We start from the raw sequence: 18,458 nt of genomic DNA, 5'->3' as shown, positions 1-18,458 counted from the left end.
GTGTTCACACCTCTCACATTCATTTTTTATATGATTTACGTAACGTTCAGTTCATATTCAATTGATAGTATAACATATTTTACTCTCTTACCGTCGTCTCTCCGCTCGTTTTTCTATACGGTTCCTCATGTTTTGTTGAATAATTCGTCACATTTCTTTCATGAAGCATTCATAGAATGAGCACAATACTACAAATGAAAGATAATAAAAACGTAAAAAAAGTGTTGCCAATCAATGGATGGGCAACACTTTTTATCGTTTTATTTTGTTTTGAAATACGCGCGGATGATCATATTTAATGTATCATCATCCAAATTCAAATGCTCGACTGGCGTTCCTTGCAGTAAAGCTTGTGTATTGTCATCATCGAACTGGAAGTCACGTGACAAATACGGATCGAACACAGAGATTGCTGCGTTCATACGCTCTTCTAATTCAGATAAATCGTGACGTTCATTCGGGCGAATGATGTCTAATTGATCGAACTGAAGTGCTGCTTTAATCATTTTGAATATCGCAAAGTTCATCGCTGGGTTTGGATTTGTAATGTTGTACACCGTATTTGGCTCTGCTTTTTCAGCAGCGAGCGCTAAAATGTCCGCTACGTAGTTCACTGGCACTAAATTCGATGTCGCTTGCTCATTTCCAACGACGCGGTATGTCGAATCAGGATTACGCAATGCGACACGACGCTTGAAAACGTCTAATGCACGCATAAAGCCGTACAATGTGAACTTTGAATCCGCTTCTCCCGTACGAGAGTCTCCTACGATAATCGCAGGACGGAAAATCGACACTTCCATTCGGTCCGCATAATCGAATACGAGATGTTCCGATTTCACTTTACTCTCTTCATACGGGTTATGTGTCGGATGATCGAGCGGGTACAATTGTTCTAAACCACGCTCACCTTTTCCGACCGTATACGCTGTGCTCACATAAATGAAACGTTTTACACCTAATTGTGTCGCAGCGTCCAATACGTATTTAGTTCCATCATAGTTAATAGAGAAGATGAGGTCGCGCAACTCTTCATCGAAACGAACGAGCGCCGCTAAATGATAGACGAGTGACACTTTGCCAACAAGTTGTTCAAATTGCTCATCTTGCATACCGAAGCGAGGTGCTGTGACATCTCCTTCTACGACATGAACGCGTGATTGTGCTTTCGCCTCAAACGACTGCACTAATTGCTCTGCTTTTTCTACATCGCGCGCTAAAATATACAATTCCTCTTCTGTATCACGCAATAAGTTTTTTAATAATTGACCGCCTAAGAAGCCTGTTGCTCCCGTTAAAAAAATTGACAATGGTGTTCCTCCTAAAAACGATTAACGATACTTTTCGATTGCTTTCCATGCATCTTCTATTCCGACTTTCGTCTCTGATGAGAAGACGATTAATTCATCTTCTGGACGCATGTTAAGCACTTGTTTAACACGTTTGCGATTTGTCGCGATTTGTCCACGTTTTAATTTATCTGCTTTCGTCGCGATGACGATTGTTGGAATGTTGTAATGGACTAAAAAATCATACATCATGCAATCATCATCTGTCGGATCGTGACGTAAATCGACAATTAATAAAACAGCTTTCAATGTATCTCGGCCTGTTAAATATTGTTCAATCATTTGTCCCCAAGCTTCGCGTTCTGTCTTTGATACTTTCGCATAACCGTATCCTGGAACGTCGACGAAATATAGTTGATCTTCAATTTCATAAAAATTTAAAGTTTGTGTCTTACCTGGCTTACTTGACGTACGAGCGAGCGATTTTCGGCTGATCATTCGGTTAATGAAGGATGATTTTCCTACATTGGAACGTCCTGCTAATGCAAATTCAGGATAACCTGTATCAGGGTATTGCTCTGGTCGAACGGCACTCATAATCATTTCTACTTTATTTACTTTCATTTTCTACGCCTCCAAAGCGAGTGAAAGGACCTCTTTAACATCTTTCACGAGGTGGAATTCGAGTTCTTCTCGAATACTTTCAGGAATGTCTTCTAAATCTCGTTCATTGTCATATGGCAAAATAATAGTACGGATGCCCGCACGATGCGCACTTAACGATTTCTCTTTTAATCCACCAATCGGCAATACTTTTCCTCGAAGCGTCACTTCCCCTGTCATTCCGACGTCACGACGGATCGGTCGGTTCGTCAACGCTGATACGAGTGCTGTCACAATCGTAATCCCTGCAGATGGACCATCTTTCGGGACTGCTCCTTCTGGCACGTGAATGTGAATATCTGTCTTTTCGTAGAATTTCGGATCGATGTTCAAACTTTTCGCATTCGAACGGACGTATGAAAGTGCCGTTTGAGCAGACTCTTGCATCACTTCTCCTAATTTTCCTGTTAAGACGAGCTTGCCTTTCCCTTCAGAAAGCGCCACTTCAATTTGAAGTGTGTCGCCTCCTACTTGTGTATAGGCAAGACCTGTCGCAACACCAACTTCACTTTGCTCTTCCATTAAACCGTGACGGAATTTACGTTTTCCGAGGTAGTTAGATAAAGTATTCGTTGTAATCGTCATCGATTTACGTTCACCTGAAACGAGTTGTTTCACCGCTTTACGACAAACGTTCGCAATTTCACGTTCTAAATTACGTACACCCGCTTCACGCGTATAGTATCGAATAATATCTTCCACTGCGTCTTCACGGAACTTCACTTGTGACTTTGTCAAACCGTGTTCTTTCAACTGTTTCGGAATGAGATGGTTGAGTGCGATCGCTTTTTTCTCCATTTCCGTATAACCTGCGAGTTGAATAATTTCCATTCGGTCACGTAACGGACCTGGAATTGTGCTAATATCGTTCGCGGTCGCTAAGAAAAAGACATTCGATAAGTCATATGTTTCTTCAATATAATGGTCGCTAAAGTTCGCATTTTGTTCAGGGTCTAGCACTTCTAACATCGCACTAGAAGGATCTCCACGGAAATCATTCGACATTTTATCAATCTCATCTAATAAAAAGACGGGATTTGTCGTACCTGCTTTTTTCATTCCTTGGATAATGCGTCCTGGCATCGCTCCGACATACGTACGACGGTGACCGCGAATTTCAGACTCGTCGCGCACCCCGCCTAATGAAATACGGACGAAATTGCGATTCAATGACTCAGCGATTGAACGAGCAAGTGACGTCTTTCCGACCCCTGGTGGTCCTGCTAAACAAATGATTGGGCCACGAATCGAATCTGTCATTTGACGCACCGCTAAATATTCTAAAATACGTTCTTTCACTTTTTCTAATCCGTCGTGATCGCGGTTTAAAATCTCTTCTGAACGAGTTAAATCTAACGTATCTTCTGTCGCTACTGACCAAGGTAATGTAACGAGCCATTCTAAATAATTACGAATGACGCCACTTTCCGCAGACGCTTGTGGAATATGTTCGTAACGACGTAACTCACGGTATGCCGCTTCTGAAACGTGCTCTGGCATTTTTGCTTCTTCAATACGCTTCTCCAATTCAACAATTTCAGCACTCTTACCATCTTTGTCGCCTAATTCCTTTTGAATTGCTTTCAGTTGTTCACGTAAATAATATTCTTTCTGTGTCGCTTCTACTTCTTCTTTCACTCGTTTGCTAATGCGACGTTCTAAACGAATCACTTCTTGCTCACTTGCTAAGCGATTCGTCATCCATTTCACACGGTCTGAAATAGAAAACATTTCGAGCACTTTTTGTTTTGCAGCGAGTTTGAGTGGCAAGTGTGTTGCGATCATGTCTGCTAAACGCCCTGGCTCTTTAATCGAAGCAACTGATTCAATCGTTTCTTTCGAAATGCGTTGTGATACTTTTCCGTATGACTCAAAATATTGATTTAATACGCGTACTTCCGCTTCAAGTTGAGGTGTCATTTCGACTTCATCACGCTGTAACGTCAATGTAACCGTCGGATATAAATCAACCATTTCATATTCTGTATATGTCGCGCGACATACTCCTTCAATCATGACACGGTATGTCCCATTTTTCAGCTCTTTTAATTGCTTCACTTTAGCATACGTGCCGACCGTATACAATTCTTCTTCTGTCGGATCTTCATCTCGCGTATCTTTTTGTGTCGTTAAAAAGATATAGCCATCCATCGCCATCGCTTCTTCTAATGCATAGATGGAACGCTCTCGACCGACATCGATATGCAATAGCATCTCGGGATAAACGAGCAGTCCTCGCAAAGGCAATAAAGGTACATTTGTTTTTATTTCTACCATGTTAGACATCCTTTCTTATGTACATGATGAAAAAAGCTGACAAGCAAAATCCACTCAATTTCTCCAGGAGGGATTTCGCACAAGTCAGCTTTACTTTCTTTTATGTCATATGCTTCTCTTTTTGAAAATCGCGAATGATGCCACCTTGTATTTGACTCGTATAGGGTGACAGGTCATTCACACAGTAAATTGTTAACACTTTCATGTGCATTCATGAAATATCACATCTTCACTTATCGTGAATTCGTTAAAGATGTCCCTGTCGCTCTTTCATTTGAGAAACCTAATTGCTCTAATTCATAAATTGTTCCATCCGCACGATACAATGTCGGCTGTGCTTTGCCAAGTACAGCATCTTTCGTAATAACACATTCTGTTACCTCATCGAGCGATGGTAATTCGTACATGACGTCAAGCATAATGTTTTCGATAATCGAACGTAATCCACGTGCACCTGTTTTACGTTCGATCGCTTCCTCAGCAATCGCAATGAGTGCGTCGTCTTCGAATTTCAATTCAACATCATCGAGTTCTACCATTTTTTTATATTGTTTTACGATAGCATTTTTCGGTTCTGTTAAAATGCGATAAAGCGCTTGTTCATCTAATTGTTCTAATGTTGCAATGACTGGTAAACGTCCGATAAACTCTGGAATTAAACCAAATTGCTGTAAATCTTCCGGTATCATTTTTGACATGAGCGTTGCATCATCGATTGCTTTCGCTTCAGCTGAACCGAACCCGATGACTTTTTGACCGGTACGACGTTTAATAATTTCTTCGATTCCATCAAATGCTCCTCCGACGATAAATAAAATATTCGTCGTATCGATTTGAATGAAATCTTGATGTGGGTGCTTACGTCCGCCTTGTGGTGGAACGCTCGCTACCGTACCTTCTAAAATTTTAAGCAATGCTTGTTGAACGCCTTCTCCTGACACGTCGCGTGTAATTGAAGCATTCTCAGATTTACGAGCTACTTTATCGATCTCATCAATGTAGATGATTCCTTTTTCAGCACGTTCAATATCGAAGTCTGCCGCTTGAATAATTTTAAGTAAAATATTTTCAACGTCTTCTCCGACATAACCTGCTTCTGTTAAGCTCGTCGCGTCTGCAATCGCAAATGGCACGTCTAAAATACGTGCGAGCGTTTGTGCGAGCAATGTTTTACCACTACCTGTTGGACCGATCAAAACGATATTCGATTTCGCAAGTTCAACGTCATCTACTTTGCTATTCGTATTAATTCGTTTGTAGTGATTGTACACCGCTACCGCGAGTGATTTTTTCGCGCGGTTTTGGCCGATAATATATTCATCTAAAATCTCTTGGATTTCGCGTGGTTTTGGAACGTCTGTTAATTCGAAGTTCTCTTCGAGGCCTACTTCTTCTTCTACGATTTCAGCACAAAGTTCAACACACTCATCGCAAATATATACACCTTGACCTGCGACTAATTTTCGCACTTGGTCTTGACTCTTTCCACAGAAAGAGCAGCTTAAATTATCTTCATCATTAAATTTGAACATTATGCTCACCCCTATTCAAATGACAATCTTACAAGATTATATGTCTCTGTGCAACTAATACGATTTCATTATGTATGAGCGAAAACAAGGTACGATGTACGCACCTTGTTTTCGATTTGTCTTACTCTTGAGCTTCTGTAATTTTTGCGTTGTCTACTAAAAATTCGATTGTGTTACGTAATTTAATATCGTTTTCGATCGTTGCTGTTCCGCCGAGTACTGCTTTAATTTGTTCAGTATCGATGTTGAACTGCTCAGACATTTTTTCGAGTTCCGCTTGAACGTCTGCTTCTGTCGCTGCGATTGATTCTGCGTTTGCAATCGCTTCTAATGTAAGTGATACACGTACACGGTTCATCGCTTCTTCAGCCATTTGTTCACGTAACTGCTCTTTCGTTTGACCTGAGAATTGGAAGTATAAGTCTAAGTTCATCCCTTGGCTCTGTAAATTTTGTTCGAATTCTTGAACCATGCGGTCTACTTCTGCTTCTACCATTTCTTCTGGTACGTCGATTTTTGCATTGTCTGCAGCTTGTTGAACTAAAACGTCACGCACTGTGTTATCTGAGTGAACCGCTTTTTGTTCTGCTAAGTCTGCTTTCGTTTTTTCTTTTAATTCTGCAACTGTTTTAACGCTTGCGTCGATTTCGTTTGCAAGTTCGTCGTCAAGTGCTGGAATTTCTTTTGTTTTGATCGCGTGAACTTTCACTTTGAAAGTAGCTGGTTTTCCAGCAAGTTCCGCTGCATGGTATTCTTCAGGGAATGACACTTCAACGTCTTTTTCTTCTCCGTTTGCCATTCCTACCATTTGCTCTTCGAATCCAGGGATGAATGAACCTGAACCGATTTCGAGGTCGTACTGTTCAGCTTTTCCGCCTTCAAATGCTTCGCCATCGACGAATCCTTCAAAGTCGAGTGTTACTGTATCGCCGTCTTCGATTGTTCCTTCTTCTTTAACAACCATTTCAGCGAATGCTTGTTGACGTGATTGTAAAAACTCATCAACTTCTGCATCTGTTACTTCTTTAGAAAGTTGTTCTACTTCAAGACCTTTATATTCTCCAAGTTCAACTTCCGGTTTCACGACAACTTTCGCTGTGAAAATAACATCTTTTCCTTTTTCAAGTTGTTCGATGTCGATTTGTGGTTGAGCAACTGGCTCGATACCTGACTCGTCTAATGCTTTCGTGTATGCTTCTGGTAAAGCGATGTCTAATGCATCGTTGTATAACGCTTCTTCACCGTACATTTTTTCGAACATTTTGCGTGGCATTTTTCCTTTACGGAAACCTGGTGCTTGAACTGTTTTAACTACTTTTTTGAACGCTGCGTCGAGCGCTTTTTTGAAATCTTCAGCAGGAAGTGTGAACGTTAATGTTCCTTCATTTCCTTCGTGTTTTTCCCATTTGACTGACATAATTAATACCCTCCGAATCTGTATTTCCATTACATTATGTTTAATTTCACTATCGATAACCACTTCAGTATATCACAGTCCTTCATGGTTTCAACAGTTTTTGTGCTCGCTTATCCGATCTCTTCTGCATCGACTTGTCGAATATGTGTCAATATCGGATCCTCACCTAATTCTCCATCCTCAAATAAAGATTGCGCATATTGACAGTAAGCCTTCGCAACTTCTTCCACTTCATACGTTTCCCATCGGAATGGATAAGCGGCAATGCTATATTTTTGAATCATCGCGAATGTGAATTCGATGAGTGAAGGAGACTTTTCTAAACGTTGCTCTACTTGCGAGATCACTTGTTGTACTTTATCATTTTCGAACGGATGTGACAATGAATTGGGTACAATCTGTCGTTCCATCTCATATTTTTTAACGAGCAATGGTTCTGAATCATCATGCTCTTTCAGTAAGAGCAAAGCATTCGTTTGCAAAAAAGGAGATTCGCTCTGGGTCACAATTTCACGCAGTAAAGGGAAACTTCTCTTGCCGACATCTCGAATGCGCACGAGCTCATTTTGTTGTTCTGAAGGAGATAATTCAAAAAATTGAGCGAATGAGAGAAGTTTGACTTCAGGCACTCGTTGTTCAAATTCTTCATATTTATGGACAAGTCGCTCATTTAATTCCTTTAAATAATGAAACTTTTTCAAAGCATGTTCAGGGATTGCATCTTCCTGTAACAACCGTTCGATTTCCGTCGATACGTAATCATATTCCCGCAATTGAATACAAATCGTTAAATACAGCTCAATCCATTCAATTGTGTCATATTCATCTTCTTGCAATAATTGCTCCGTAATCTCTTTCGCTTCTGGGTAACGTTTTTCTTCGTATAAGGCATACGCATAAGGCCCCATCACTTCTTCATGAAATGGGTCTAGTGCAAGTACTTGCTCAAAATAGTCGATCGCTTCTGCAAATTGAGCGCGTTCAAAATACGTATATGCTTCTTGCACGAGTCGTTCTAACGTTCCTGGAAATACGACAAGATTGCCTCGACGTTGGACGTGTCGATATTTTTTCATCTTGTCACCTCCTCACAAATCTCTTCTTTTGTTTCATAATAGCATAACTTTCTTACATATAGTGCCGATGAACGTAACGAAAAAAGCTCAAACGAGTTGAACATGTCGTTTGAGCTCTTTAAATTTATGTCGTTTGTGTTTTTTCTTGAGCAGATGTAGAAGATTCTTGCTTTTCTGTCGGCTTAAACCATTTACGCATTGAAATTTGAGCGTAGTTTGCAATTCCTTGTTGTTGTATAATGAATGCAAGTGTTACGATAAGTGCCGCTTCAGGACCGAATGATGTCGCCGCTAAACCGATCGCAATGGATAAGTTACGCAACACGGTTCCGTTAACGAGCGCGATTCCGTCTTCACGATTGAAAAATTTAAGCGCTGCAAACGTACTAATTGCGAAGTTAATCGCATAGAACAATAATAAGACGACGACCGCAATCGCAATAAGCTCCAAGTTATTGACAATCATCTTTGCACCTGTACTAATGCTGATGAAGACGACGTAAAGCATCGCCCAAATACTCAATGGCCCGAACTTCGGTTTCACGTTCTTCTTAAAATGTTGTGGCGTCATTTTACGCAATAATAACTTAAATGTGAAATGACCTAAAATCATCGGGACGAAAACGACGAGTAAAATAGTTTTCATCGTTCCCCAAATGTCGATCGGCACATATTGCCCAACCATGACAAGCAAATACCATGGCGCTAATAAAGAACCTAAAATGAGTCCGAAAATCGTCAATTTGACCGCTGCATCAACATTTCCTTTTTGCAAGACCGTCCAAGAAATCGTCATCCCGCTCGTCGGAAGTAATGCCGAAATGGCAAGTCCTGCGAACATCGCTCCGTTATCCGCACGCCCGGTCAATAACAATGTTCCAAGGCCAAATGCAATCACCGGAATGATGACAAAGTTGATGATGACGGAAAAGATAAGCACTTTCGAGCCGGCTGTCGAAGCGAGTTGCTTAAAGTTAAAGCCGACCATCGTCGCGTAAATCATAATGATCGTTCCAATTAATAAGGTCGACTTCATCGGTGTCGTATCAAAATTTAAACCGATGATAAACCCGATGAGTAAAGTTAAAGGTACACTGTACATTAAATATTTTGCTGGTGCACGATAAATCGTCCAAAATGTTTTCATAACGAATCCCCCATTACCCCTAAGGGTATATTTTTATGTAAAAAAATATACGCCGATGCGTATTTATTTTCTATTATACCATATGTTTGGTTCGATGCTATTCATTTGCTCAAAAAGATTGCCCTCTACATAAAATGCAGAGAGCAACACGATTACGCCTCTTCTTTTAAACGAGCAATCGCCTTTTCCGTCGCGCGATAGGCTTCGCCTTCTTCTTGCGCAAACTCTCGTTCTACTAACGAACGCATCCCGCTGCGTACTTTAAAAATAGGTTGTTTCGATTCTTTCGCAATGTCATCTGCTGTTTTCGCTTCTTCTTGGATGACTGCGAGCATCGCCTTTTCAGATTGTGATAATGCTGTCAAATCTGTTCCACATGCCATTGTAATTCCTCCTTTAAATGAAGAACAGGAGGCATATTCACCCCCTGTCACGTATTATTTAATTTCTTTCGTACAGAAGTAGAAGTCTTTACACTCATACTCTGGATTGTTCATACGCTCTGCTGCTAATTCTTGTGTTGGAGCTGGTGGTACGATGACACGCTCACCTTTCGTCCAGTTAGCAGGTGTTGCAATTTTGTGCTCATCCGCAGTTTGTAATGCGATGAGGAGACGTTTAATTTCGTCCATGTTACGGCCGATTGCTGATGGGTAGTAAATAATCGCACGAACGACTTGTTCTGGGTCCATGACGAATACAGCACGTGATGTTTCTGTATCGCTTTCGTCTGGCATAATCATACCGAATTTGTGCGCAACGTCCATCGTTAAATCTGCAATGACTGGGAATTCGATTTCTACGCCGAACTTTTCTTCGATATTGCGTACCCATGCGATGTGTGAGTGTACACTGTCGATTGAAAGTCCGAGTAATTCTGTGTTCATCTCACGGAGTTCTGGATACATTTCTTGGAATCCAATGAACTCTGTCGTACAAACCGGAGTAAAGTCTGCTGGGTGAGAGAAAAGAATTAACCATTTACCTTTGTAGTCTTCTAACTTCAATACACCGTGTGTCGTTTTCGCTTCGAATTGTGGAGCTGGTGATCCGATGCGTGGTAATGAACGTACTTCTACATTTTCGTTTTGAACTTCTGTCATTGATAATCTCTCCTCTATTTTTATTTCGTTTCTAAATGAGGGCTCGAAAGTTGATTTAACAACATTCCTCATACCCCCTTCACTATTTATATTAAAGGGTATGCACGCAGAAGTAAATGAATATGCTCACCTAAATTCAACCTAAAAAAAGAAGTTGTGAACAAATTGTCCACAACTTCCCAGTTATTTATTTTGTAGCTTTCTTAACAGCGCAGTCACATCTTCACGCATTTTCGAAGTGACTTCTGTCCGCACGTGCAATTCGTATTTCTGTTCGACTCCATCCAATTCAACAATCGATACAACGTCGCCTTCTTCAGCTTCGTTTCGCACTTCATGAACAGGAATGAGCAACTCGTCTTCTTCGTTGCCTTTTTTCAATAAAACGTAGTAGCCGTCCTCGATTCGATCTACTGTATACATGAGCATCAAGATGATCACCTCATTTTACTTTTATTTTTAATTCAATTTGCTCGTATGTTTTCGGTCCGATGCCATCCACTTCCATAATTTCTTCGGTCGTGCGGAACGGTTGCTTTTGACGATATTGAATAATTTTATCCGCAGTCGTCGGCCCGATGCCTTGTAAATATTGGAGCTCTTCTTTTGAAGCGGTGTTAATGTTAATTAAACCTGATAACGTGTTCCACGGCTCCGCTTCCACACGATACGCTTTCCCATCAGACGTCACGGTAATCGTTCCCGATTCAGCCGTCGAATAAATCATGCTACCCACTTTTTCGATATTGCGTAAAACACTATCATGTGGGTGACCGTATTTATTATTTTCGCCGTAAGAAAGCACGACAACTTCCGGTTTCACCGTTTGTAAAAAGTCGAGCGCGCTACTCGTATCCGAGCCGTGATGCCCTGCTTTTAACACAGTCGTCGGGATATTAAAATCTTTCATCATTTGACGCTCGATCGACACATCGGCATCTCCTGTGAATAAATACGATGTTTGACCGTGCACCGCATAGACGACGATAGACGCTTCATTATTGTTCGACGCATCTTCAACAGCGTTGACGACGAGCATTTCTACTTCTGGATCCATATCGATCGCATCACCTAGTTTCGGAACGACGAAATCGATATTTTTCTCATCAATTAACTGAAGCATCTGTAAATACGTCTCTGTCGTATGCACTTTTCCGCTATCGATAAATTGTTTAACATTCAATTGTTCTAATACTGAAATGAGTCCTCCGATATGATCGGCATCTGGATGAGTCGCCACGACGTAGTCCACTGTTTCATACCCTTTGTCTTTAATGAATGAAACAACCTTCTCTCCTTGCGACTTCTTTCCGCCATCAATGAGCATCGTTTTGCCATTCGGCGTTTCGATGAAAATAGCATCTCCTTGGCCGACATCAATGTAATGGACAGACATCGGTTTATTCGATAATGTTTGTTGATCTTTCTTCTCTTCAGTCACAGGGGGCTCACTCTTCCCTTGCCTTCCTAAAAATAAAGAAGCGACCGCTACGCCAATTAATGTAGCGATAACGATAAATGATTTTTTCACAACAATGCCTCCTTTACGAATTGCTTACAGTATACCATTTTCTTGCTAAATTAAAATTATTTCATCACGCATTGTCATCTTCTAGTGTAATTTTTTGAATTTCTTCTCCGTGTTCGTTCACAATTGTCGCTACTGTACGAATCGTTTCTGGATCTTTGTTGCTGTACACTTGATGTAATACACTATCTTCTAATAACACGAATAGTAAATTCTCCTCTTGATAGTTAACATACTTCTGTTCTTCGACATGCAATGTGAATTCCGTATAATCTTCATTATGTTCAATCTTTTGGAAGGACATGCTGACATCCTTATCTAAAAAAGCGATCATATTGTCATACGTTTGTTGCTCTAATTGCTCCCGGCGCTCTTCTGGCATCGTAAAGACGACTTGGCGCTGTTCATTACGCGCTATTTTTTCAAACGGTTCATGATCGAAGTCTTCTTGAATATCTGCAATCGGTAAATCCGCAAAATAAAAATATGGGAAGACGACGTCAACTCCTTCTGTTTTAGGCGAACAACCGACAATGAACATGAAAGCAAACAAACTGATGAATAGTTTTTTCACAATGATGCTCCTTTCTTTTTTGTTTTCATTGTACCATGTTGTAGTAATATAGAGACGAGGAAAGGATGACGAATACATGAAAGAAATTACACCATTTTTAATGTTCCAAGGAAATGCGAAACAAGCGATTGAATTTTATTTGAAAACTGTGCCCAATACGGAGTTAGTGACGATGGAATTGTACGAGGCGAATGAAGAAGGCCCAGAAGGTACGGTGAAAAGCGCTCTACTTTTAATCGATGGCAACCGCTTCTTCATTAATGATAGCCCCGTCGAGCATAAATTCGATTTCACACCGAGCTTTTCATTTTTCATTACAGCAGATTCTGTTTTCGAACAACAAGACTTATTTAATAAACTGAAGCGAAACGGCGCTATTTTAATGCCGTTAGATAACTACGGATTCAGCCGTTCATTCGGTTGGTGCATCGATCAGTTCGGAATGTCTTGGCAAATTACCGTTGAATGATACAATATGCAAACATTAAAAAACGCATGAAATCAAAAGGTTCATACCTGATTTCATGCGTCTTTTATTTTTCTTTACATTCTCATCTTTTTTAAGCAGACTCTTTCATCTTACCGAAATAAAAGTCGAAGGAATGACTCCATCTACAAAAAATGATGCATCTCCTACAAGGGGTGCAAGTAATTTCCCTAACACTTGTGGACCCACTAAAAGCGCTACAAATCCTCCAATAATAGAGGAAGGAACGAATAAGTTTTGAAGCCACTTTACTTTCACACGTAGCCATTTTCCAATAAGTAAAAATAATCCTAAATATAACAACGCAAATCCAATCTGATTCGGTGTCATACATCTTCACCTCTTCTTCCAAATATTATCGTAATATAAGCTGTTTTTATACGCTAGATGTTTTTTAATGTTTTTCATTCTTACTTTTCTGACTTTTTATTCAAACCCCCGCTATACTTTGTACACGATGAAAAGAGTGATTATTTTAGTGAGTCCACTTTCGACAAATCGTTTAAAATGAACATAAAACGATAGACAATGTTCTATAATCGCATCTCTTAATTTTGGCTCATTATGAACTTCATGTCGATAAGAGGGGAACATGATTGTCGTCACATCTTTCATACCAGCGTTTCTCAATCCATTTGCAACTCGGTACACTCCTTCTCCGTACAACCCTACTGGATCTTGATCCCCCGCAACTTGTAAAACTGGAACATGCTTTGGAAATTTCTCATAAAAAGAAGGTGCATTCACGCATTCATTAAGCGCTAAAAAATTGTATACCGTTTCACACGTTAAACTTCCTGTTATATTCAACGGATCTCTTACATGATCTTGAATGACTCCCTCGTCGATAGCGATCCATTCATTCCCATGCACTACCTTCTCCACACGAGCAAGTAATAGTTTGAAAACTTGTGCAGCAAGAGTATCATCACACATTCCTCCTTCACCATTTTCAACCTTTTCTCTAAATTGCTCAATCATGGAGTCGTTCTTTAAAAATGGCACGACCGTCCCACACAATACAACTCCACTGATGTCTTCTTCTAACATATTATGCAATTTTTCCGTTAAACAACGGGCGATTAAAGATCCCCAACTATGACCGAAAATAAAGTAAGGCAACTCTTTCCCAAATTGCTTTCTCGCTAATTGGTACAATGTAATTTCATCTTGAATGACAGCCTCATATCCACCTTTTCCTACATTACCGAATGTATTATTGTTCTTTGCAGTTAATCCATGTCCAATATGATCTGTTGCGATGACGACATATCCCGCATCAACAAAATGTTGAATCATGCGGGAATAGCGACGATGATGTTCCAAAAATCCATGAATCACTTGAATAATTCCAATCGGTTCTTGAAGTGGTGTATAGTAATTTGCCATAACCGTATCTCTTTTATTCGCAGATGGAAACGAAATATCATAAATAGCCATTTAACATCCCTCATTCTTTAGATAATGTTCATCTTTTCCCTTCCCTCACTTCTTAAAACATAAAAAAATCTTCCACTTTGTAAAAGTGAAAGATTTTTAAAGTTTAATCACGGTATAAAAACATCAAAGTTGGTAAAATAATTAAGCTACCAATTAAACCTATTGCCGTCGCTGTCAAAGTCACCGTGTTCTCCGTCGTCGTGTCAATCACTGGTTCTGATGCTGAGGCTAAGCTTGGCATGCATACTACTGCAAGCAAAAGAATGAGTGCTGGAATCATTGATTTGAATTTCACAAAAATTCTCCCCTTTCTGTAATAAAAATAGGAATATCGAAAGTAATTTTCGCTTAAGGAAACTTTCAATCACTTCTATTATACTTCATTTTTGAAGAATAGGAAGAGGCTTCACTTAAATCCTAGTTCAGTGTCTACCTATATATAAGTCGAAATTGTTACTTATTCATTTGTGAACTATTATTGAATATTATGAAATACACTCTCTTTTTCAATATTTCTTCCATTGTTCGTTCAAATTATGGTAAACTAACAGAGTATTTGTCGTCTACTATGAGCAAATACGCAGTGAAGGAGAGAAAACATGATTACAGTTGAAGAACGCTATCCAGATGTGAAAATTATGAAACAAGCAGATGAACCTTTATTCGGATTTTATAAAAACATTCATGATATTCCGCGTGACCGTGGTGGTATCATTTTATTTTCAGATGAAGAAGGTAATGTACTATTTGTTGGCAAAGCACGTAAATTACGCCAACGTGTCAAGCGCCACTTAGAAGATAATGTGTCACCCTTAAAAGACGCACGTGACGACATTGCGAGAATCGAAGTATGGTTTATCGAAGATCCGATGCATCGTGAAATGTTAGAAACGTATTATATTAATACGAAATTTGCTAAATACAATCGAGATAAAGTCTTTTTTGACCATTAATATAAAAAGCGCAAATCAGTCCGATTTGTGCTTTTTTACATATTTTTATATAGGTATTTGTGCTCTTAATTTAAATGATTGTAAATACCTATTTTTATTGTTTTTTATTTTTTTATAATGATTAACATGACATTTTCTTTATTTTTTAGTTATAAACATTTTATTTAGCCTCCATTTTCTTCATCTTTTTTCAGCATTTTATTTCCTCATGCTATGCTTAAGTAGTGTCACATTAGGAATGCTCATTTCTTACTGAATATTCTGCATTTTTAATGTGAAAAGGAGGATTTATTTTTATGATAATTTTTGAGCATGTTGGTAAAGAGTACGAAGGAGGATTTCAAGCGGTTCAAGATGTTAGCTTTCAAATTGAACGCGGAGAGTTACTCGTTTTAATCGGTCCGAGTGGATCCGGTAAATCGACGACGATGAAAATGATCAATCGCATCATTCCCCATACGACTGGGACCATTCGTGTGAACGGTAAAGATAATACGACGTATAACCCGTCAGAACTGCGTCGCAATATCGGATATGTCATTCAACAAGTTGGGCTTTTTCCGCATTATACAATCGCTCAAAATATTGCGCTCGTTCCACAATTAAAAGGATGGAATGAAAAAGCGATTGAAGAACGAGTAGAGGAGCTTTTACAACTAGTCGGACTCGACCATGAGCTTCATGCTTCCCGCTATCCAAAAGAACTATCAGGCGGTCAACAACAACGTGTCGGCATCGCTCGCGCACTTGCAGCAAAGCCCGATATTTTATTAATGGATGAGCCTTTCAGTGCACTCGATCCGATTACGCGAGAGGAACTACAAAAAGAGTTGCTCACTTTGCATGAACAACTCGATATTACGATCGTTTTCGTCACGCACGATATGGACGAGGCATTGACTATGGGGGATCGTATTGCCATCATGAAAGATGGTCGCTTACTTCAACTCGATACACCTGAAAAATTACTCTATGAACCAGCACACGGTTTTGTCGAACAGTTCATGGGTAAACACCGCATCATTCAAAATCCAGAACTTATGCCCGTCACTGAAATTATGGCTGAAACGGTTACGACTGCACACCCGAACTTGTCCCCCGAACGTGCTCTTTCTCTCATTCGCCAGAAAAAAATAACAGATTTACTCATCGTTGACAGACAAACGAAATTACTCGGTGTCGTATCAGCGTACGATTTGATTAAGAAAATGGAGCACATCCAGACGATCGAAGAAATTATGACGACGAGTCAGCCGATTTTAACGACGAAAGCGACGAGCAAAGACGCGATTATTTTAATGGATGAAGCGCCTTCCGGTTTAATTCCTATCATCGACGATGCACATCATCTCGTCGGATTAGTGACACGCGGTTCATTATTAACTGCAATGTCTAGTCAATGGACAGAGGAGGTTGTCTCATGAACGATTTAACTATTTGGCAACAACTCGTACAACAAACACAATTGCGTTGGGATGAAGTCGTTACAGCGACGAGCGTCCATATTCAACTCGTCTTTTTCTCGATGATCATCGCAACGGTTATTGCAGTTTCTCTCGGTATTTTAGTGACGCGTGTTCCTCAATTAAAAACAGTTGTTTTAGGTGGTACTGGTATTTTGCAAACGATTCCAAGTTTAGCTTTACTCGGATTTATGATTCCTATTTTCGGAATCGGTGTAAAAACAGCGATTGCCGCACTTTTTTTATATTCTTTATTACCGATTATGCGTAACACGTATACAGGCATTAAAGAGGTGGATCCAGCAACAATTGAAGCTGCGCGCGGTATGGGAATGACGAGTGCTCAAATTTTATTTCGTGTAGAATTACCACTCTCTCTACCGACTATTATGGCAGGTATTCGAACAGCTGCCGTTATTAACGTCGGTAACGCCACACTCGCTGCATTTATAGGAGCAGGTGGTCTCGGTGATTTCATTTTCTTAGGTATTACACGCGGTATTGACGGGCTCATTTTACTCGGAGCGATTCCCGCAGCTTTGCTCGCCATTTTAATTGAATCACTCTTTACGTTGATTGAACGTTGGTCGACGCCGAAAGGATTGCGTAACGTATGAAACGACTTTTAATTATTTGTTCCGCACTGTTTTTATTAAGTGGCTGTATTTTTATCGAAAAAGATTCTTTACGCCTCGGTTCTCGTAACAATACGGAAAGTATCATCCTTTCCCATATTATGGGGCAATTAATTGAAGCGCATACTGACCTTGACATTTCCTACAAAGAAAACTTAGGCGGTTCATCCGTCGTATGGAATGCGATGACGAATGGTCATATCGATATTATTCCAGACTATACCGGTACAATTGTCGCAACGTATTATCATGAAGAACCGACGACTGCTGAAGAAACTTTGCGTTTAACACAAGAACTTGTTGCCCGCGATCATATTACCGCTTTTCAAACGTTCGGTTTTAACAATACGTATACGTTAGCACTTGACGAAGCAGTCGCAGAAGAACTAGACATTGTGACGTTTTCAGATTTTGCTCCATATGCGAATGATTTCATACTCGGAGCGGTTTTCGAATTTATTGATCGACCGGACGGTTTACCTGGCTTTCAAAAAGAATATCATCTTTCTTTTAAAAGTGTAAAAGGAATGGACCACGGTATGATGTACCGCTCCATTAATGCAGGGGAAGTCGATGTTATTAACTCCTATACGACGGACGGACAATTACAAATTTATCCGCTCCGTGTACTTGAAGACGATCTCGCTTACTTCCCTCCTTATCACGCTTTACCTCTAATCCGTAATGAAGTGTTGCATGAATATCCTGAACTGGAAGACATTTTGAAAATGTTGGAAGGAGAAATTGATGAACATGCGATGCAAGTGATGAACGGGCTTGTCGATAATGACGGTGAACTTGTCGAAATTGTCGCACGTGATTTTTTAATTGAGCGCGAACTCATTCCGAAAAAGTGATAATAAAAATGCTACCC

General features: G+C 40.0%; 20 protein-coding genes. 5 read left to right on the top strand and 15 right to left on the bottom strand.

The window, feature by feature from the left end:
* Positions 1-260: 260 nt before the first annotated feature.
* The 12 genes from ACFQ0V_RS02330 to ACFQ0V_RS02275 all read right to left on the bottom strand — a co-directional run bounded on the left by ACFQ0V_RS02330 (position 261) and on the right by ACFQ0V_RS02275 (position 12,606).
* Positions 261-1,310, bottom strand: coding sequence for an SDR family oxidoreductase (locus ACFQ0V_RS02330; RefSeq protein WP_381009233.1), 1,050 nt, complete (start codon positions 1,308-1,310; stop codon positions 261-263).
* A gap of 21 nt (positions 1,311-1,331) precedes the next feature.
* Entirely contained in the window at positions 1,332-1,913 is a 582-nt protein-coding gene (gene yihA / locus ACFQ0V_RS02325; RefSeq protein WP_381009231.1) for a ribosome biogenesis GTP-binding protein YihA/YsxC, read from the bottom strand.
* Between the two features lie 3 nt (positions 1,914-1,916).
* On the bottom strand, positions 1,917-4,229 hold the full coding sequence (gene lon / locus ACFQ0V_RS02320) for an endopeptidase La (RefSeq protein ID WP_381009229.1): 2,313 nt from the start codon (positions 4,227-4,229) through the stop codon (positions 1,917-1,919).
* Between the two features lie 233 nt (positions 4,230-4,462).
* Complete coding sequence (gene clpX, locus ACFQ0V_RS02315; protein WP_381009227.1) at positions 4,463-5,761, bottom strand: ATP-dependent protease ATP-binding subunit ClpX; 1,299 nt, start codon at positions 5,759-5,761, stop codon at positions 4,463-4,465.
* 121 nt (positions 5,762-5,882) lie between these two features.
* The gene (gene tig, locus ACFQ0V_RS02310; RefSeq protein WP_381009225.1) at positions 5,883-7,178 is read right to left on the bottom strand and encodes a trigger factor; all 1,296 of its coding nucleotides are present in this window, start codon (positions 7,176-7,178) and stop codon (positions 5,883-5,885) included.
* Positions 7,179-7,288: 110 nt separating this feature from the next.
* Complete coding sequence (locus ACFQ0V_RS02305) at positions 7,289-8,254, bottom strand: tetratricopeptide repeat protein (RefSeq protein WP_381009223.1); 966 nt, start codon at positions 8,252-8,254, stop codon at positions 7,289-7,291.
* A 124-nt stretch (positions 8,255-8,378) separates the two neighbouring features.
* Positions 8,379-9,401, bottom strand: a complete 1,023-nt coding sequence (locus tag ACFQ0V_RS02300; protein ID WP_381009221.1) for an arsenic resistance protein — start codon at positions 9,399-9,401, stop codon at positions 8,379-8,381.
* 152 nt (positions 9,402-9,553) lie between these two features.
* Positions 9,554-9,784 carry a hypothetical protein gene (locus ACFQ0V_RS02295; RefSeq protein WP_381009219.1) on the bottom strand — a complete coding sequence of 77 codons (231 nt, stop codon included), beginning with the start codon at positions 9,782-9,784 and terminating at the stop codon, positions 9,554-9,556.
* 54 nt (positions 9,785-9,838) lie between these two features.
* The gene (locus ACFQ0V_RS02290; RefSeq protein ID WP_381009217.1) at positions 9,839-10,504 is read right to left on the bottom strand and encodes a peroxiredoxin; all 666 of its coding nucleotides are present in this window, start codon (positions 10,502-10,504) and stop codon (positions 9,839-9,841) included.
* A 183-nt stretch (positions 10,505-10,687) separates the two neighbouring features.
* Positions 10,688-10,933 (bottom strand): DUF3006 domain-containing protein, encoded by a 246-nt coding sequence (locus tag ACFQ0V_RS02285; RefSeq protein ID WP_381009376.1) that lies wholly within the window; start codon positions 10,931-10,933, stop codon positions 10,688-10,690.
* Between the two features lie 13 nt (positions 10,934-10,946).
* Entirely contained in the window at positions 10,947-12,035 is a 1,089-nt protein-coding gene (locus ACFQ0V_RS02280) for a helix-hairpin-helix domain-containing protein (protein ID WP_381009215.1), read from the bottom strand.
* Positions 12,036-12,099: 64 nt separating this feature from the next.
* Positions 12,100-12,606: a hypothetical protein gene (locus tag ACFQ0V_RS02275; RefSeq protein ID WP_381009213.1), complete on the bottom strand. Its 507-nt coding sequence runs from the start codon at positions 12,604-12,606 to the stop codon at positions 12,100-12,102.
* A 76-nt stretch (positions 12,607-12,682) separates the two neighbouring features.
* Between ACFQ0V_RS02275 and ACFQ0V_RS02270 the strand changes: the two genes are divergently transcribed.
* Positions 12,683-13,075 (top strand): VOC family protein, encoded by a 393-nt coding sequence (locus tag ACFQ0V_RS02270; RefSeq protein ID WP_381009211.1) that lies wholly within the window; start codon positions 12,683-12,685, stop codon positions 13,073-13,075.
* Between the two features lie 105 nt (positions 13,076-13,180).
* On the opposite strand, the gene ACFQ0V_RS02265 is transcribed toward ACFQ0V_RS02270, so the two are convergent.
* The 3 genes from ACFQ0V_RS02265 to ACFQ0V_RS02255 form a co-directional block, all read right to left on the bottom strand.
* The gene (locus tag ACFQ0V_RS02265) at positions 13,181-13,423 is read right to left on the bottom strand and encodes a hypothetical protein (protein WP_381009209.1); all 243 of its coding nucleotides are present in this window, start codon (positions 13,421-13,423) and stop codon (positions 13,181-13,183) included.
* A 111-nt stretch (positions 13,424-13,534) separates the two neighbouring features.
* The gene (locus tag ACFQ0V_RS02260) at positions 13,535-14,533 is read right to left on the bottom strand and encodes an alpha/beta hydrolase (protein WP_381009207.1); all 999 of its coding nucleotides are present in this window, start codon (positions 14,531-14,533) and stop codon (positions 13,535-13,537) included.
* Between the two features lie 103 nt (positions 14,534-14,636).
* Positions 14,637-14,828, bottom strand: a complete 192-nt coding sequence (locus ACFQ0V_RS02255) for a hypothetical protein (RefSeq protein WP_381009205.1) — start codon at positions 14,826-14,828, stop codon at positions 14,637-14,639.
* A 304-nt stretch (positions 14,829-15,132) separates the two neighbouring features.
* Between ACFQ0V_RS02255 and ACFQ0V_RS02250 the strand changes: the two genes are divergently transcribed.
* The 4 genes from ACFQ0V_RS02250 (at position 15,133) to ACFQ0V_RS02235 (ending at position 18,441) form a co-directional block, all read left to right on the top strand.
* Positions 15,133-15,486, top strand: a complete 354-nt coding sequence (locus ACFQ0V_RS02250; protein WP_381009203.1) for a GIY-YIG nuclease family protein — start codon at positions 15,133-15,135, stop codon at positions 15,484-15,486.
* 296 nt (positions 15,487-15,782) lie between these two features.
* Complete coding sequence (locus tag ACFQ0V_RS02245; RefSeq protein WP_381009201.1) at positions 15,783-16,910, top strand: betaine/proline/choline family ABC transporter ATP-binding protein; 1,128 nt, start codon at positions 15,783-15,785, stop codon at positions 16,908-16,910.
* A complete protein-coding gene (locus ACFQ0V_RS02240) occupies positions 16,907-17,566 on the top strand; it encodes an ABC transporter permease (protein WP_381009199.1) in 660 nt (219 codons plus the stop codon). Before ACFQ0V_RS02245 ends, ACFQ0V_RS02240 begins: the two co-directional genes overlap by 4 nt.
* Entirely contained in the window at positions 17,563-18,441 is an 879-nt protein-coding gene (locus ACFQ0V_RS02235; protein WP_381009197.1) for a glycine betaine ABC transporter substrate-binding protein, read from the top strand. Before ACFQ0V_RS02240 ends, ACFQ0V_RS02235 begins: the two co-directional genes overlap by 4 nt.
* Positions 18,442-18,458 lie beyond the last annotated feature (17 nt).

Origin of the sequence: Savagea faecisuis (assembly GCF_042675605.1) — a bacterium.
GTDB lineage: Bacteria > Bacillota > Bacilli > Bacillales_A > Planococcaceae > Savagea > Savagea faecisuis.
This window is presented reverse-complemented; position numbering and strand designations above follow the sequence as displayed.

What these genes read in the sequence shown, in the direction of transcription:
- ACFQ0V_RS02240 (WP_381009199.1), top strand. Translation starts at nt 16,907, where the DNA reads ATGAACGATTTAACTATTTGGCAACAACTCGTACAACAAACACAATTG.
- ACFQ0V_RS02300 (WP_381009221.1), bottom strand. Translation starts at nt 9,401, where the DNA reads ATGAAAACATTTTGGACGATTTATCGTGCACCAGCAAAATATTTAATG.
- ACFQ0V_RS02270 (WP_381009211.1), top strand. Translation starts at nt 12,683, where the DNA reads ATGAAAGAAATTACACCATTTTTAATGTTCCAAGGAAATGCGAAACAA.
- clpX (WP_381009227.1), bottom strand. Translation starts at nt 5,761, where the DNA reads ATGTTCAAATTTAATGATGAAGATAATTTAAGCTGCTCTTTCTGTGGA.
- ACFQ0V_RS02245 (WP_381009201.1), top strand. Translation starts at nt 15,783, where the DNA reads ATGATAATTTTTGAGCATGTTGGTAAAGAGTACGAAGGAGGATTTCAA.
- ACFQ0V_RS02265 (WP_381009209.1), bottom strand. Translation starts at nt 13,423, where the DNA reads ATGACACCGAATCAGATTGGATTTGCGTTGTTATATTTAGGATTATTT.
- ACFQ0V_RS02250 (WP_381009203.1), top strand. Translation starts at nt 15,133, where the DNA reads ATGATTACAGTTGAAGAACGCTATCCAGATGTGAAAATTATGAAACAA.
- ACFQ0V_RS02285 (WP_381009376.1), bottom strand. Translation starts at nt 10,933, where the DNA reads ATGCTCATGTATACAGTAGATCGAATCGAGGACGGCTACTACGTTTTA.
- tig (WP_381009225.1), bottom strand. Translation starts at nt 7,178, where the DNA reads ATGTCAGTCAAATGGGAAAAACACGAAGGAAATGAAGGAACATTAACG.
- ACFQ0V_RS02260 (WP_381009207.1), bottom strand. Translation starts at nt 14,533, where the DNA reads ATGGCTATTTATGATATTTCGTTTCCATCTGCGAATAAAAGAGATACG.
- ACFQ0V_RS02290 (WP_381009217.1), bottom strand. Translation starts at nt 10,504, where the DNA reads ATGACAGAAGTTCAAAACGAAAATGTAGAAGTACGTTCATTACCACGC.
- ACFQ0V_RS02305 (WP_381009223.1), bottom strand. Translation starts at nt 8,254, where the DNA reads ATGAAAAAATATCGACACGTCCAACGTCGAGGCAATCTTGTCGTATTT.
- ACFQ0V_RS02235 (WP_381009197.1), top strand. Translation starts at nt 17,563, where the DNA reads ATGAAACGACTTTTAATTATTTGTTCCGCACTGTTTTTATTAAGTGGC.
- ACFQ0V_RS02295 (WP_381009219.1), bottom strand. Translation starts at nt 9,784, where the DNA reads ATGGCATGTGGAACAGATTTGACAGCATTATCACAATCTGAAAAGGCG.
- yihA (WP_381009231.1), bottom strand. Translation starts at nt 1,913, where the DNA reads ATGAAAGTAAATAAAGTAGAAATGATTATGAGTGCCGTTCGACCAGAG.
- lon (WP_381009229.1), bottom strand. Translation starts at nt 4,229, where the DNA reads ATGGTAGAAATAAAAACAAATGTACCTTTATTGCCTTTGCGAGGACTG.